The following is a 14,717-nucleotide window of genomic DNA, read 5'->3' on the forward strand; positions in this document are numbered from 1 at the left end:
GGCAGCGGTTCGCCGCGGGCGGTCAGCCGGGCGGGCAACGTGAGGACTGCGCGGCACTACCCGAGCTACCCTTCCTCTACTGATCACCCGACCATGGACCAACCCCCTCGCGGATCACCCATACACGACTCCGGCTACTGCCCCACCCACGGTGCTCAGGCACTGGCCGGACCTTCCACTGCCACCCATGCGGGGCATCATCCCCTGCACCTCGGTAGAGTCCGCGCTGCACAGAGGGGGTTGCTGATGAGTAGACAGGTCGTGGAGCTGCCGGACATCCCCGGGGCCGGCGAAGAACTCGAAGACTACGTCGCCGCGTTGTTCCAGGCGTCGGGCCACTTCGTGGAGAAGCAGATAGTGGAGTCCGATCCTGCGGACCTCCTTGAGCTCGACATCGTCACCACCGACTACGCACACGAAGAGCCCGTGCGGCGGCTGATCGAGGTGAAAGGCGGGAAGTGGGGGTACACCGACCTCTTCAAGGTCGTCGGCTGGATGCACTACCTGGAGATTCAGCGTGGCGCCTTCTTCATAACCCGGTGGGACGACCGCGCGACCGCCCCGAGCCGGATGGGTCCGCTAGGGCTTGATGTCGTCTGCGTCGACGACTTCGAGGCGGCTCCGGAGCACTTCGCCGAGAAGGGCTTCGGGACGGTCGCAGCGCGGGAACTCATCGAACTATGGCGCCACTCGTACGGTGTGGAGCGCAGGTTCGTCAAGATCATCCATAGGGAAGCGAAGAGGGGAGAGGAAGGAGCCAGGGCGGCGAAGACCTACCATCGCCAGATCAACGACGGTACCTTTTTCGCGCGAGCGCCCGAAGAGTCTCTGGCGATGCTTTACGAGGCATACGGCGAGCACCCCAAGCTGACGCGCGGCTACGCTCATGAGCTCGACGGAGTTGCCTTCGACCCCCAGTCGGAATCTGCCGACAGCGCGAGCTACAGGGCCATGTTCGAGGGGAAATACCCAGAGCTACAGGCTTGCGCCTATCTCGAGCACCGCGCCCGGCTCTCGATCTTGAAGGCGGCGGTCGACTACGCGCTCGCGCACCCCGATGGTGCTCCGGAGCCGCTCTTGAAGGACGGCAAGAGGTGGGTCTTCGAAGGGCTGACCTACCATGCCCTCCCCTCGACGTTCCACAGGGGCATGACCTGGCTGCGCGAGCAGCCGAGCTTCCGTCGCTACGCCACCTTCTGGCAGCAGCTCCTCTGGGGATGGGGCGGGTTCTACCTCGACGACCGGGAGGAGCAGGAGTTCGAGTGGATGTCGAAGTACTCCGGCATCCCAACCGATGAGATCCCTATGGTGCTTGAGGCATTCGACCAGTTCTTCCCGATCCCTGGCGGCTGGTTCACCACGGCAGGGGCCACGGATATGCGCATGGTCAAGATGGTGCCGTGGATCTTCCAGGGGATTGGCGCCCATCATCGCCGTGTCCAATACGGCCTGAACGACCAGCCTAACCTTTCCGCACTGAACCCGAGTTCCTGGTACACCCTCAGCGATCTCGGCAAGCGCATCAACTGCACCGTCGAATTCCTGCTTTCTTCCATCTGAGCAAATCCGGGGCCGTCGGCACCTCGTCGGCGGTTGCGGTACGACCACGGCCAGCCTCGGAGCCCATGGCGTGCTCCGACCCGATCAAGACGGGACGGCCCACGCGGCAGCTCGTTGTCAGTCAGGTGCAGACCTGCGTCTGGTGCGCGGTTCCGGCCAAGACGACGTGGCCGCGGCCCGGGCGGGGCAACCCGTCGGGGCGAGCCGGTCCCAGGTGTCGGCGGGTGGCCCGCGCCGGGATCACGGTGTGGGTCGTCCGTATGGCCCGGTATAGACATCGGAAGGTCTGCGTTTGAGGAGGCAGATAGCTCGGTGCAAGTGCCCCCCGCGCGCGGGAGGGGTGTCGTCACGCTCTCGGCTTGACACCTGCATGAGCCGCTGGTGGCGCGGAGTCCTGGGAGCGGATCGCGGTTACCAGTGTCCGTGATCTGCTCACCCCGATACGGAGGCGCTTGCGCAAGGTCTCGGCCGAGATCGGCCGCAGGTGCTCTGCTCGGTGGCGTTGGTCTTCCAGCCACGCGCGTCGGATGAGATCGTCCCCCTCCGGGGTCTGCGCCATGGTCATGGATTCACCCGGAGCCAGGACGGAGCGTTCGACGACCGAGGGGCCCGCGAGTACGTCGCTCATCGCGCCTGGCTCAGTGTGGGGCGAAGTCGCGGCGGTCACCGCCTGGAGCAGGCCGGGGCCCACCTCCGCCCAGCCGATGAGCAGCAGCGGGCCCACCGCGTCGAAGGCCGCCCTCCCCCCACAACCCCGCGATCAGCGGGTCGGCAACGTTCAGAGCGAGCGTCATCACGCTGGAGAAGACGAGAAGCTGGCGCGCCGGCCGGAGCTGTTCGGGGCGCCCGCCATGGAGCACCAGGTAGCGGGTGCCCACCAGCAGGCCGACTACCGACAGGTCGACAGCAGGAGCAACCAGCGGCGCCACCCACGCCGGGACCCCGAGACGCAGGGCGAGCAGCCACACGTTGCCGAAACCGAACAAGAAGGCCAAGGCCACGACCGCCACCATGATCAGGGTGACCCCGCGCACAGCGATACGCGCCTCCAGCGAAAGCGTCCGGCCAAGGTCCGCAACGCCGCGTTCGGGAAGGGGAGCACTCATCGCCTGCCCCCGAACCCGGGCCACGGAGCCTTCTGCACTCCTCGGTCGGACGTAGCCTGCGCCAGTGCACATCCAGTGCACAACCGCGCGGGAACTCCCGCGAACTCGCAGGAAAACCGGGGAAGTACGGCGGCCGGGAAACAGACGCTCACCAGGGCATACGCCCAGGTCAGGGAGGGAAAGGCAGACGAGTCGAGCTGTACGCCGGGTTCTGTCGCCGGGCGGCCTCGCGGCCGGCCGGGAGACGGCCATCCATCTAGGGCCGGCGTTGCCACCGGCCTCGTGCGGTCTACCCGCGGACTCGGGCGGGCAGCCCTCGAACGTCCGCGCGGGTGCCGTATCGCTACGACGCCCTCTTGACCTTGCTCCGGGTGGGGTTTACCTAGCCGTCCAGGTCACCCTGGACGCTGGTGGTCTCTTACACCACCGTTTCACCCTTACCGGGGACCGAGATCCCCGGCGGTCTGTTTTCTGTGGCACTGTCCCGCGGGTCACCCCGGGTGGCCGTTAGCCACCACCCTGCCCTGTGGAGCCCGGACGTTCCTCGGGAAGCCCCCGAAAGGGCTCCACGCGGCCGTCCGCTCGGCTCGTCTGCCGTGTGGACCATGGTAGTGGCTGCGCGGGGGCGAAGAGCACCGCGGGGTCGGCGGCGAGCGTACGGCCGCCCGCCGGGGCCGTCCGGCCGGGCGCGGGCGGACAGGTCCCGTGGGCGGCCCGCCCAGGTCCTACTCTGGTGCGGGCCCCCCGACCAGGCGCGGGCGGCCCGAGCGCGAGCCGTACGACCCCGCGCACCGTACGACCGCCTGGACCGTACGAACCGCAAGAACCGTATGAAGGAGATGCCGTGCTCGTCCTGTTGCCGCCGTCCGAAGGGAAGGCCACCGGAGGGACGGGGGCCGCGGTCGCGCTGGACTCGCTGTCGCTGCCGGGGCTGAACGAGGCGCGGGCGACGGTCCTCGACGAGCTGGTGGAGCTGTGCTCGGGCGACGAGGAGAAGGCGGCGGAGGTGCTGGGGCTCAGCCCCGGCCTGCGCGGCGAGGTCGCCAAGAACGCGGCGCTGCGGACGGCGCCCGCGATGCCCGCGGCGGAGCTGTACACCGGAGTGCTGTACGACGCGCTGGGCCTGGCGACGCTCGGACGGGCGGCGCGGCGCCGAGCCGAGGAGTCGCTGCTGGTGTTCTCCGGGCTGTGGGGCGCGGTACGGCTCGGCGACCGCATCCCCTCCTACCGCTGCTCGATGGGCGTCAAGCTGCCGGGCGTCGGCGGCCTGGCGGCGTACTGGCGGCGGCAGATGGCCGATGTCCTGCCGGCCGAGGCGGGCGACGGCCTGGTGCTCGACCTGCGCTCGTCGTCGTACGCGGGCGCCTGGAAGCCGGCCGGGGAGGTCGCCGGGCGTACGGCGACGGTCCGGGTGCTCCAGGTGACGGTGGTCGGCGGGGTCGAGAAGCGGACGGTCGTCAGCCACTTCAACAAGGCCACCAAGGGCCGTCTGGTCCGCGCCCTGCTGGAGTCCGGCGCCCGGCCGAAGGACCCCAAGGGCCTCGCGCGAACGCTGCGGAAGCTGGGTTTCACGGTGGAGGAGCAGCCGGGTACGGGTCGGCTCGACGTCCTGGTGCGCGAGATCCACTGAGGCGCGCGGCGCGATGGTACGGAGCAAGACCCTCGTTGCACCCTGCGCAACGGCCGTTGCGCACGCTGGCGCCCGCCAGGCAGGATGACGGGCATGACTTCCGTGCTCGACCTCGCCCCCGTCATCCCTGTGGTCGTCCTGGAGGACGCGGCGGACGCCGTACCGCTGGCGCGGGCGCTGGTGGCGGGCGGGCTGCCCGCGATCGAGATCACGCTGCGGACGCCCGCCGCCCTGGACGCGATCCGGGCCGTCGCGGACGGCGTCCCCGGCGCGGTGGTCGGCGCGGGCACGGTGCTGACGCCGGAGTTGACGGACGCGGCCGTGGGCGCGGGGGCCCGTTTCCTGGTCAGCCCCGGCTGGACGGACCGCCTCCTCGACGCGATGCGCGGCGCGGGCGTGCCGTTCCTGCCGGGCGTCTCGACCGCCTCGGAAGCACTCGGGCTGCTCGAACGCGGCGTCACCGACATGAAGTTCTTCCCCGCCGAGGCGGCGGGCGGCGTCGCGTACCTCCGCTCCCTGGCCTCACCGCTCCCCCGGGCCCGCTTCTGTCCGACGGGCGGCATCGACGCGGCCCGCGCGCCCGAGTACCTGGCGCTGCCGAACGTGGGGTGCGTCGGCGGTACGTGGATGGTGCCGGGCGACGCGGTGCGGTCCCGGCGGTGGGATCTCGTGGAGAGCCTGGCGCGCGAGGCGGCGGCGCTGCGGGGCTGACGCCCTCAACAGCCGTACGGAGAAAGCCCGTACGGGAAAGGCCAGCACGGAGAAGGCCCGTACGGGGAAGGCCCGTTCACCGCAGGTGGGCCGTCTCGTTCAGCGACCGCAGCGACGCGTTGCCGTCCGCGTAGTACGCCACCTCCGAGAGCGACGCCGGGGCGAGGTACATGCGGAAGAGCGCTTCGGGCGGCGCGTCCAGGGCGAGGCGCGCGAGCGTCTTGATCGGGGTGACGTGGCTGACGAGCAGGACGGTATGGCCGCGGTGGGCGGTCAGCAGCGCGTCGCGGGCCGCGGCGACGCGGGCGGCGACGTCGGTGAAGCTCTCGCCGCCGGGCGGCGGGACATCGGGTGAGCCGAGCCAGGCGGTGAGTTCGGCGGGCTGCCGGTCCCGTACCTCGGCGAAGGTGAGGCCGTCCCAGGCCCCGAAGTCCGTTTCGCGCAGGCCCTCTTCGAGGTGGACGTCCAGGCCGAGGCGGTCGGCGGCGATCCGGGCGGTCTCCCGGCAGCGGGCGAGCGGCGAGCTGACGACGGCCTCGATGCCGCGGCCTTCACTCAGTCGCCCTTCGGCGCGCACCGACTCCTCAGCGCGCACCGGCCCTTCGGCGCGTACGGCCAGCGCCGCCGCGGCCCGTTCGGCCTGGCGCCGCCCGGCGGCCGACAGCGACGGATCGCTTCCGCCGCTCCCGGAGAACCGCTTCTCCCCCGTCAGCGCGGTCTCGCCGTGCCGCAGCAGGACGAAGGTGGTGGGCGCCGCCATGTCGGGCGCCGCACCCTCGTGAACCAACGCCACTACAGGCCGGACTCGGCCGTACGCACCAGGATCCGGCGGCAGTTCTCGCACCGTACGACGGTGTTGGCGGGCGCGGCCCTGACCTCGTTCAGCTCGGTGATGTTGAGTTCGAGGCGGCAGCCCTCGCAGCGCTTCTGGTAGAGCCGCGCCGCGCCGACGCCGCCCTGCTGCCCGCGGAGCTTGTCGTACAGCTTGATCAGGTCGTCGGGCACGGTCCCGGCGATGACCTCGCGCTCCTTGGCCGCCGTGAAGCCCTCCGCGTCGATGCCCTCGATGGCCGCGGACTTGCGGGCCTCGGCCTCGGCGACCTTGGCCTGGACGGACTCGACGCGCGCGGCCAGTTCCGTGGCGCGCTCCTGGGCGCCCTCGCGGCGCTCCATGACGTCCAGCACGACGTCCTCCAGGTCGCCCTGCCGCTTGGCGAGCGAGGTGATCTCGCGCTGGAGGTTCTCCAGGTCCTTCGGCGAGGTGACCGCGCCGGAGTCCAGACGCTGCTGGTCGCGGGCGGAGCGCTGGCGTACCTGGTCGACGTCCTGCTCGGCCTTGGTCTGCTCGCGCGCGGTGTCGCTCTCCTCGGTCTGCGCGGCGACCAGCAGGTCACGGAGCTGCGCGAGGTCGGCGCCGAGCCGCTCCAGCTCGGCATGCTCGGGCAGGGTCTTGCGCTTGTGGTCGAGTTGCGCGATACGCGAATCGAGGGCCTGGACTTCGAGAAGTCGGATCTGGTCGGCGGGCTCGGCGTTCAGCGGGGGGCTCCTGTGCGGCTGGAAGGGCGGGAAGTGGATTGCGGGAGTTCCCGGCCGCCCCGGAATTCCGGGGTGTCCGAGCGCTCCGGGGCGACAGCGTGCGCTGTCCACGGGTCGGTGACCGCGTACGAGACATGGGTGCGCAGCGCCCAGCCGTGCCGGTCGGAGATCTCGTCGAGCTGCGCGGCGGCCTGCTCGCACCACGGCCACTCGGTGGCCCAGTGCGCGGCGTCGACCAGCGCGGGCGGGCCGGACTCGCGCGCCTCGGAGACCGGGTGGTGGCGCAGGTCGGCGGTGACATACGCGTCGACGCCCGCCGCGCGGACCTCGGCGAAGAGACTGTCGCCCGAGCCGCCGCAGACCGCGACGGTACGGACCGTGGCCTGCGGGTCGCCGGCGATCCGCAGCCCGGTGGCGGTACGCGGCAGCCCTCGCGCCGCCCGCTGCGCGAATTCGGCCAGCGTCAGGGGTGCGGCGGTCTCGCCGATCCGGCCGAGGCCGCGGCGGCCCGCGGGGTCGGTGGGGTCGGGTACGAGCGGGCCGGTGATCCGCAGGCCGAGCGCGGCGGCCAGGGCGTCCGAGACGCCGGGGTCGGCGCGGTCGGCGTTGGTGTGCGCGACGTGCAGCGCGACCCCGTTCCTGATCAGGTCGTGGACGGCGCGGCCCTTGAAACCGGCCGGGCCGGTCGGCGCCACCGTCGTCGTACCGCGCAGATAGAGCGGGTGGTGCGTGACCAGCAGGTCCGCGCCGATCCGTACCGCCTCGTCGACGACTTCCCGCACCGGGTCGACGGCGAACAGCACGCGTCCGACCTCGGCCTCGGGCTCGCCGCAGACCAGGCCGACGGCGTCCCACGCCTCGGCCAGCTCCGGGGGCCAGAGGGCGTCGAGCGCGGCGATGACGTCGGACAGTGTGGGCACGGTAGGAAGGTTACCTGGCCGCCCGTGTCCGCCGGATGCCGTACGCCGTGACCGCGGGCGCCGGGGGGTGCCACGACGGGTGCGCGGGCCGGTCCGTCAACCGTGCGGCACCCGTTCGGCACTCGTTCGGCACCCGTGAGTCAAGGGCGCGCGGGGCGCATCGGAGGTCCGAGGGGAGCGCGACCGCTCGCCGGGCGGAGCACATCTGCCCCTTCGCGCGGAGCAGAACGGGAAAACCCGCACTCTTACGTGTGAACCGCACCGAGTCGCGTTGATCGTCCGGAAAAAGGAAAACTACGGTCCTGTGCCGGAGGTGGGTGAGTCATATGAGCGCCAGTACAGATGCCAGTGCCCGTGCCATGGAGATCCCCTCGGCCGTCCGCGTACTGCGCCGGTCGGGCTTCACGATCGCCGCGGACGGGTCGTACGCGGCCTGCCTCGCCGAGGCTCGTGTACCCGCGCCGGAGGGGGACGGGGACGTGGACGAGTACGGCGGGGGCGGCGTCAGCGGCTGGTTCCCCGAGCGGTGGACGCTCGGGCCCGAGCCGTACGCGGTGCCGCTGCCCGGCGCCCAGCCGGAGGAGGCCGGGACGCAGGTCGTACCGCTGCCTGACGGCCGCGTCCTGATCCGGCGACGGGTCGCCGACCGCCACGACCTGGCGCTGCTGTATCCGGCGGGGGCCGGTACCGGGGAGGTGCCGATCGGGTCGCTCGGCGGGGATGCAGTAACGCTTCTTCCCCCGTGCCCCTTGGGTGGGGCGGCTTTCGCGCTTGTGTACGAGGGGGGTTCCGGCGAGAGGGGATCCGCTGATGGGGGTTCTAGCGAGGCGGGTTCCGGCGAGGGGGACTCTGCTGAGGGGGACGGGGTCACGACCGTCTGGCAGGTGTACGGCGCCGGGAAGGACGGGCCCGTCGCCGTCATGCGCGTGCCCGGCCGCTGCACCGGCGGCGTCTGGCTCGACCGTACGGGGCGGCTGCTCGCCGTCGACCGTACGCTCGCAGGCCGCACCAAGGCCGTCGCCGTCGACCTGCGACTCGGCGAGGCCAGCCCGCTCCTCCAGATCACCGAGGACAGCGACGACCGGCTCGTCCTCGCGGAACCCGACAGCGGGCTGCTGCTCCTGCGCAGCGACGCCACCGGGGAGGCGCGGCTCGGCTGGGGCGTCCTCGGCAGCCGTCGGCCGGTACGTTTCCCCGACGCGCTCCAGGTGCCGGGCATCCTGCTCACGCCGGTCGCCGCGCAGCCGGGGCAGATCCTGATGCCCGAGGCGGCGGTGGTCGCGCTCCGCGCGGAGGCGCCGGGCGGGGCGGAGTCGCTGGCGCTGTGGCGGCCGGGTGAGCGGCGGCTGCACTGGCGGGCGTCCCCTCCGGGGTGGCTGGGGGCGACGGGGTACTGGGGGGCCGACGATTTGCTGCGGCTGCCGTGTTCGGTGCCGGAGTGGCCTTGCGGGGTGGCGCCGTACGAGGCGCCACGGGTGCGGCCTGCGGCCGGGGCTTCGGGGTCCCGGCGTGGGCGGGGTGCGGTGCCCGCCGCTCTGCCTGGACCTGGTTCTTCCGCCGGCCTCGGCTCTTCCGGTGCTCGCGGCTCTTCCGGTGGCCTCGGCTCTTCCGGTGCGGCTCTGCCCGCGCCGACGCGGCTGCCCTGGCGGGTGCTGCCGCTTCAGCAGGCGCCGCTGGCTGCCGCCAAGGCGGGGTGACCCCCATGACCGTGACGTCGACCCCGCCAGTAGACTCACCCGAAGCCGCGCATCCGGGCACTCCGCGTGACCACCGCGGGGCGGCTTCGCCGCAGTCCGGGTCGAGTTTGTTCGCGCGCTTTCGGCGTAGGCCGGTTCGTTGTTCCACGGGGATTTCGGGGAGATTCAAGAAGATGACGTCCGACGCGCGTTCCTCTCACGACCACGGGGGGTCCGGGGACAGCTCGGGGCGCCACCGGGGGCCTGCTTCTTCCTCTGAGGAGGGGGAGGCTCAGCCTCAGGGGAAGCATCGGCGTCCTTCGGACGATTAGCGGGTTTTTCTTTCCCGCCCGCCCACCCGTGCGGGTGTTTTCTTCGTCTGCGGGTGCCGCTTGTGCCTGGGTCGGTGCCGGTCCGGGGTACCTCCTCGAAATCCGTCTCACCTGGTCCTGGGGATTCGGTGCCGTTCCTGTTGACGTATTTCTGCGGGGGCACCCCGGCCCGTCCCCTTCCGGTACGTCGGCGTCCGCCTGTCCGGTGGGGGTGGCCGGGGAGGGGGGTGGGTGGGCTGGGGTGCGTCGGCGGCCGCCTGCCCGGAGCGGGTGGGTGGGGGTGAGGTCGTCGGCGTCCGGCGGTCCGCTGGTGCCGGGGCGGGGGTGGGTGGGCTCGGGTGCGTCGGCGGCCTGCTGTCCGGTGGGGGTGCCGGGAGGGGGTGGGCTCGGCTCCGCCTGTCCGCCGTCGACCCGCCCGCATAGGCGGGAAGGGGGCTCGGGTGCGTCGGCGGCCGGGGGTGGGGGGCCGCAGGCTTATGGGAGCCGTCCTCGATGCTCGGGGGCGGGGCCGACTCAGGTCGCCGACTCAGGCTTTGGCTTTGGCTTGGAGGCGGAGGCCGGTCAGGGTGAGGTCTAGGGCGGCGCGGAATTGGTCGATGTCGTCGTGGCCGTCGAATTCGTCGACGATTTCGTGGACGAAGGGGAAGTCGGCGGGGTCGAGTTCGCGCCAGGTCTTGGCGAAGCGGCCGAGGAATTCGTCGCGGTTGACGGCGCCGTTGAGGACTTCCGGCGGGGGCTCCTGGCCGAGGTCGACGGCGGAGCCGACGACGACGCCGACGATCGCGGAGACGGCGTGGAAGCGCTGCCGGGCCGTGAGGTCGAGGCGGAGGGTCTGTTCGCCGAGCTTCTCGTAGACGAGCAGGGAGTTGGCCTGCACGTCGGTGTTGCGCATGAAGTAGGCGCCGAGCCAGGGCCGGCGGACGATCGCGTCGAAGAGGCGCAGGGCCATGGCGCGAAGGTCGTCGATCGGGTCGTCGCTCCGCGGAAGGGCCTCGACGTCGGCGAGGATCGCGCCCATCGCGTGGTCGGTGGCCCGGTCGAGTAGTTCGTCCTTGCTCTCGACGTACCAGTAGATGCTGGCGACGCCGCCGCCGAGGCGCTGCGCGAGGGCGCGGAAGGTCAGGCCGGGCGCACCGGCCTCGTCCAGGAGGGCCACGGCCTCCGTGAGGACGGACTCCATCGAGTGGGAAGCCCGTCGGCGTCCCTGGGTCGAGCGGTCTTGCAGGCGTGCCATGGCTCACATCCCCATCGCGATCTTGCGTCGTATCGAACGTTGTTCTATCGTAGCGGATCGTACGTTGTTCGATAACCGAATGACGTTCGATTGGAGGACTGCCATGACCACTCCCACGCTTGAGAAAACGTCACACACCTACCCGTCCCTGAGCGCGGCGTGGATTCCGCTGGCCGCCCTCTGCCTGGCCTTCTTCGTCGAGATGGTCGACAACACGCTGCTGTCGATCGCGCTGCCGACGATCGGCCGCGACCTCGGCAGCGGGACGACCGCGCTTCAGTGGGTCACCGGGGCGTACTCGTTGACCTTCGGCGGCCTGCTGCTCACGGCGGGGTCGATGGCCGACCGGCTCGGGCGCCGCCGGGTGCTGCTGGTCGGACTCGCCGTGTTCGGCTCGCTGAGCCTGTGCGTCGTCCTCGTCACCACGGCGGGCCAACTCATCGCCCTGCGGGCCGCGCTCGGCGTCGCCGCCGCGGCGATGGCGCCGATCACGAACTCACTGGTCTTCCGGCTGTTCGACGACAAGGCCCTGCGCATGCGCGCGATGACGGTGATGATCGTCGTCGGCATGTCCGGCTTCGTCCTCGGACCGCTGCTCGGCGGCACCGCGCTGGCGCATGTGCGCTGGGAATGGCTGCTGGTCGTCAACGCCCCCATCGCCGTCATCGCGTGCGTCGGCGTCCGGCTCGGCGTCCCGGCCGACCGGCCGGAGGACCTGACCCACGACAAGCTCGACCTGCCGGGCGCCGTCCTGAGCGTCGCCGCCATCGGGCTCGCCTGCTACTCCCTGACCAGCGGTGTCGAGCACGGCTGGCTCTCCGCGATCACTCTCGCGTCGATCGCGGGCGCCGTCGTGGCCGCGATCGCCTTCGTCCGCCACGAGCGCGGCACCCCGGCGCCCATGCTGGACCTCAGCCTCTTCTCCAACGGCACTGTCCGCGGCGCCGCCATCGCCCAGATCGGCACGTCCATCGCAATGGCCAGCGTGATGTTCGGGCTGATCCTCCACTTCCAGTACGCCTACGGCTGGAGCCCGGTACGCGCCGGACTCGCCAACCTGCCGATCATCGTGACCATGCTCGCCGCGACCCCCTTGTCCGAATGGCTCGCCCGCCGCTTCGGCCACCGCATCGCCTGCCTCGTCGGCGCGGCCTGCCTGGCCGGCGCCCTCGCCGGTCTCTCCTGGGGCGTCGACCACGGCTACGCCGCCATCGCCGTCTGCATGGTGATCATGACCATCGGACTCCGCACCGTCATGACGATCTGCGCCGTCGCCCTCGTCGACGCCATGCCCAGCAACCGCACCTCCATCGGCGCCGCCCTCAACGACACCGCCCAAGAAGTCGGCTCCAGCGTCGGCACCGCCATGGTCGGCACCCTCATCGCCGCCCTCGTCACCACCCAACTCCCGCCCGGCACCTGGAGCAGCGACCTCGTCGCCTCCTTCTTCCACGGCGAACGCGTCACCTACGCCCTCCTCTCCCTCCTCGTCGGCCTCATCGCCGCCGGCGGCGCCCTCACCCTCACCAACTCCCACACCCTCGAAGACCCCCCCACCGATTCCCCCGCCTGACCCCCCAGCCCCCTACCGACAGCAACCAGCACCACAGCGGCCCGTCGAACGCCCCCGCACCCGAGCCGACCCCCCACCCACCCCACCGGCGGCCGGACGCCGACGCCCTCACCCCCACCCACCCCCGCCCCGGCACCGCAGCGGACCGTCGGACGCCCCCGCACTTCAGCCCACCCCCCTCCGGCCACCCCCACCGGCAGGCGGACGCCGACGTACCGGAAGGGGACGGGCCGGGGTGCCCCCGCAGAAATACGTCAACAGGAACGGCACCGGATACACAGGACCAGGTGAGACGGATTTCGAGGAGGTACCCCGGACCGGCACCGACCAGGCACAAGCGGCACCCGCAGACGAAGAAAACACCCGCACGGGTGGGCGGGCGGGCAAAGAAAAACTACGAGCGGCGCAGCCCCAACACCTCAACGGCAGCGAAAGACCCCCGCTCCCCCCCTTCGAAATACGGCGTCAACACCCCATCAAGCTCCCCATACGAAAACACCGACTTCGCCGTCTCGAACCGCGCCGCCACCACCGGCCGTTGCAGAACGGCCACCATCCCCCCGTGCACAACGAAAACCTGCCCGGACACCCCCGCGGCAGCGGGCCCGGCAAGGTACCCGACCAGCGGAGCGACATGCTCGGGAGCCAGCGGATCGAGCCCCCCGGGCTCGGCAGAGCCGAACACATCAAGAGTCATCCGCGTCCGCGCCCGCGGACAAATGGCGTTGGCGGTGACCCCGTACCGCCGAAGCGCCTCCGCCGTGGACGTCGTGAGCCCGACGATGCCCCCCTTGGCGGCGGCGTAATTCGGCTGTCCGGCCGACCCGGCGAGAAACGCCTCGGACGCGGTGTTGACGATGCGCCCGAAAACCGGAGCCCCGGAGGACTTGGCGCGCGAGCGCCAATGCGCGGCGGCGAACCGAATGGTGTTGAAGTGGCCTTTGAGGTGCACCCGGATGACGGAGTCCCACTCGTCCTCGGTCATGGAGAAGACCATGCGGTCGCGGAGAATCCCGGCGTTGTTGACGAGGATGTCGAGCTGCCCGTTGTGCTCGACGGCCAACTGGACGAGTTCCGACGCCTGTTCGTGGTCGGCGACATCGCCGTGGTGGGCGACGGCGCTGCCGCCGGCGGCGGCGATCTCGGCGACGACCTCCTGCGCCGGGGTGGCGGAGGAGGCGCCGGAGCCGTCACGGCCGGGCTGGCCGAAGTCGTTGACGACGACGTGCGCCCCGAGCCGGGCGAGTTCGAGCGCTTCGGCGCGCCCGAGTCCGCGCCCGGCCCCGGTGACGACGGCGGTCCGTCCGGCGAGCGGGAGTTCACCGTTCGGCATTGGCTGATCCCCCATCAGATCGTGATGCTCGTACGCAGCGCGACGCCCGTCCGCATCTGGTCGATCGCCTCGTTGATGTCCTCCAGGCGCACGCGGTGCGTGATCAGCCCTTCGAGGTCGATGCGCCCGGCGCGCCAGAGCCGGATGACGCGGTCGTAGGAGCGCAGGACGTCGCCGCCGCCGTAGAGGGACGGCAGGATGCGCTTCTCGTCGAAGAACAGCTCGAACATGTTGATCTGGAGGTTGTCGTCCATGGCGCCCGCGCCGACGATGCACAGGGTGCCGCCGCGCCGGGTGGCGTCGTACGCGGCGCGCGCGGTCGCGGACTTGCCGACCACCTCGAAGACGTAGTCGAAGCCCTCGCCCGCGGTGAGCCGGTTCTTGGCGTCGGCGAGGCCGTCGGGGTCGACGGACTCGGTGGCGCCGAAGCGGACGGCGGCCTCGCGGCGGGACTCGACCGGGTCGACGGCGACGATCTCGGCGGCGCCCGAGGCCCGCGCGCCCTGGATGACGCTGATCCCGACGCCGCCGCAGCCGATCACGGCGACCGACGAACCCGCCTCCACCTGGGCGGTGTTGAGGGCGGCGCCGATACCGGTGGTGACCCCGCAGCCGATCAGCGCGGCGATCTCGTACGGCACGTCGTCGGGGATCGGCACCGCGCACCTGGCGTCGACCACGACCTCCTCGGCGAAGGTGCCGGTCCCGGCGAAACCGAAGACGTCGGGTGAAGCGGCGCCGGGGCGGCGGTAGTTGGCGGTGCCCGCGTTGAGGAATCCGGCGATGCACAGCTCGGTCTGGCCGCGCTTGCAGGACGCGCACTCGCCGCACGCGGGCAGCCAGCAGACCAGGACGCGGTCGCCCGCCGTGACGGACGTGACGCCCTCGCCGACCTCGGCGACCTCGCCCGCGCCCTCGTGGCCCGGCACGAAGGGCGCGGGCTGCGGCAGGACGCCGCTCATCGCGGACAGGTCGGAGTGGCACAGTCCGGTGGCCTTGACGCGGATACGTACCTTGCCGGGCCCGAAGCCCGCGGTCTCGATGTCGTCGACGACTTCGAGCTTGTCCTGGCCGGTCTCCTGCTGGATGGCTGCGCGCACGGTACG

11 protein-coding genes, 1 other RNA gene and 1 pseudogene are annotated in these 14,717 nt (G+C 71.5%); 5 read left to right on the forward strand and 8 right to left on the reverse strand.

Going from position 1 to position 14,717, the window contains the following annotated elements; translation table 11 throughout:
• Positions 1-246 precede the first annotated feature (246 nt).
• Positions 247-1,560, forward strand: coding sequence for a hypothetical protein (locus ACIQCJ_RS21465; protein ID WP_402712241.1), 1,314 nt, complete (start codon positions 247-249; stop codon positions 1,558-1,560).
• A 638-nt stretch (positions 1,561-2,198) separates the two neighbouring features.
• Here the strand turns inward: ACIQCJ_RS21465 and ACIQCJ_RS21470 are convergent.
• Positions 2,199-2,666, reverse strand: a complete 468-nt coding sequence (locus ACIQCJ_RS21470; protein ID WP_402712242.1) for a hypothetical protein — start codon at positions 2,664-2,666, stop codon at positions 2,199-2,201.
• Positions 2,667-2,850: 184 nt separating this feature from the next.
• An RNA gene (rnpB, locus tag ACIQCJ_RS21475) (RNase P RNA component class A) lies at positions 2,851-3,256 on the reverse strand.
• Positions 3,257-3,510: 254 nt separating this feature from the next.
• On the opposite strand from rnpB, the gene yaaA reads away from it, so the two are divergent.
• Together yaaA and eda are read left to right on the forward strand one after the other, a co-directional pair.
• Positions 3,511-4,296, forward strand: a complete 786-nt coding sequence (gene yaaA / locus ACIQCJ_RS21480) for a peroxide stress protein YaaA (RefSeq protein ID WP_355345317.1) — start codon at positions 3,511-3,513, stop codon at positions 4,294-4,296.
• A 93-nt stretch (positions 4,297-4,389) separates the two neighbouring features.
• Positions 4,390-5,007: a bifunctional 4-hydroxy-2-oxoglutarate aldolase/2-dehydro-3-deoxy-phosphogluconate aldolase gene (gene eda, locus ACIQCJ_RS21485; RefSeq protein ID WP_391047249.1), complete on the forward strand. Its 618-nt coding sequence runs from the start codon at positions 4,390-4,392 to the stop codon at positions 5,005-5,007.
• A 76-nt stretch (positions 5,008-5,083) separates the two neighbouring features.
• Here eda and ACIQCJ_RS21490 read toward each other — a convergent pair.
• The 3 genes and pseudogenes from ACIQCJ_RS21490 to ACIQCJ_RS21500 all read right to left on the reverse strand — a co-directional run.
• A pseudogene (locus tag ACIQCJ_RS21490) lies at positions 5,084-5,779 on the reverse strand (histidine phosphatase family protein); the annotation flags it as partial.
• Positions 5,780-5,799: 20 nt separating this feature from the next.
• Positions 5,800-6,543, reverse strand: a complete 744-nt coding sequence (locus tag ACIQCJ_RS21495; protein WP_402712365.1) for a zinc ribbon domain-containing protein — start codon at positions 6,541-6,543, stop codon at positions 5,800-5,802.
• Positions 6,540-7,463, reverse strand: coding sequence for a Nif3-like dinuclear metal center hexameric protein (locus ACIQCJ_RS21500; RefSeq protein ID WP_355345323.1), 924 nt, complete (start codon positions 7,461-7,463; stop codon positions 6,540-6,542). Before ACIQCJ_RS21500 ends, ACIQCJ_RS21495 begins: the two co-directional genes overlap by 4 nt.
• Before the next feature lie 326 nt (positions 7,464-7,789).
• Here ACIQCJ_RS21500 and ACIQCJ_RS21505 point away from each other — a divergent pair, with 326 nt between their 5' ends.
• The gene (locus ACIQCJ_RS21505) at positions 7,790-9,160 is read left to right on the forward strand and encodes a hypothetical protein (protein ID WP_402712243.1); all 1,371 of its coding nucleotides are present in this window, start codon (positions 7,790-7,792) and stop codon (positions 9,158-9,160) included.
• A gap of 837 nt (positions 9,161-9,997) precedes the next feature.
• Here the strand turns inward: ACIQCJ_RS21505 and ACIQCJ_RS21510 are convergent.
• Complete coding sequence (locus ACIQCJ_RS21510) at positions 9,998-10,651, reverse strand: TetR family transcriptional regulator (RefSeq protein ID WP_355345326.1); 654 nt, start codon at positions 10,649-10,651, stop codon at positions 9,998-10,000.
• A 157-nt stretch (positions 10,652-10,808) separates the two neighbouring features.
• On the opposite strand from ACIQCJ_RS21510, the gene ACIQCJ_RS21515 reads away from it, so the two are divergent.
• A complete protein-coding gene (locus ACIQCJ_RS21515) occupies positions 10,809-12,278 on the forward strand; it encodes an MFS transporter (protein WP_401304176.1) in 1,470 nt (489 codons plus the stop codon).
• A gap of 394 nt (positions 12,279-12,672) precedes the next feature.
• On the opposite strand, the gene ACIQCJ_RS21520 is transcribed toward ACIQCJ_RS21515, so the two are convergent.
• Both ACIQCJ_RS21520 and ACIQCJ_RS21525 read right to left on the reverse strand, forming a co-directional pair.
• Positions 12,673-13,611, reverse strand: coding sequence for a 3-oxoacyl-ACP reductase (locus ACIQCJ_RS21520; protein WP_401304179.1), 939 nt, complete (start codon positions 13,609-13,611; stop codon positions 12,673-12,675).
• 14 nt (positions 13,612-13,625) lie between these two features.
• Positions 13,626-14,711, reverse strand: a complete 1,086-nt coding sequence (locus ACIQCJ_RS21525) for a Zn-dependent alcohol dehydrogenase (RefSeq protein WP_355345335.1) — start codon at positions 14,709-14,711, stop codon at positions 13,626-13,628.
• Positions 14,712-14,717: the final 6 nt, after the last annotated feature.

The organism is Streptomyces sp. NPDC093221, assembly GCF_044753885.1.
Lineage (GTDB): Bacteria > Actinomycetota > Actinomycetes > Streptomycetales > Streptomycetaceae > Actinacidiphila.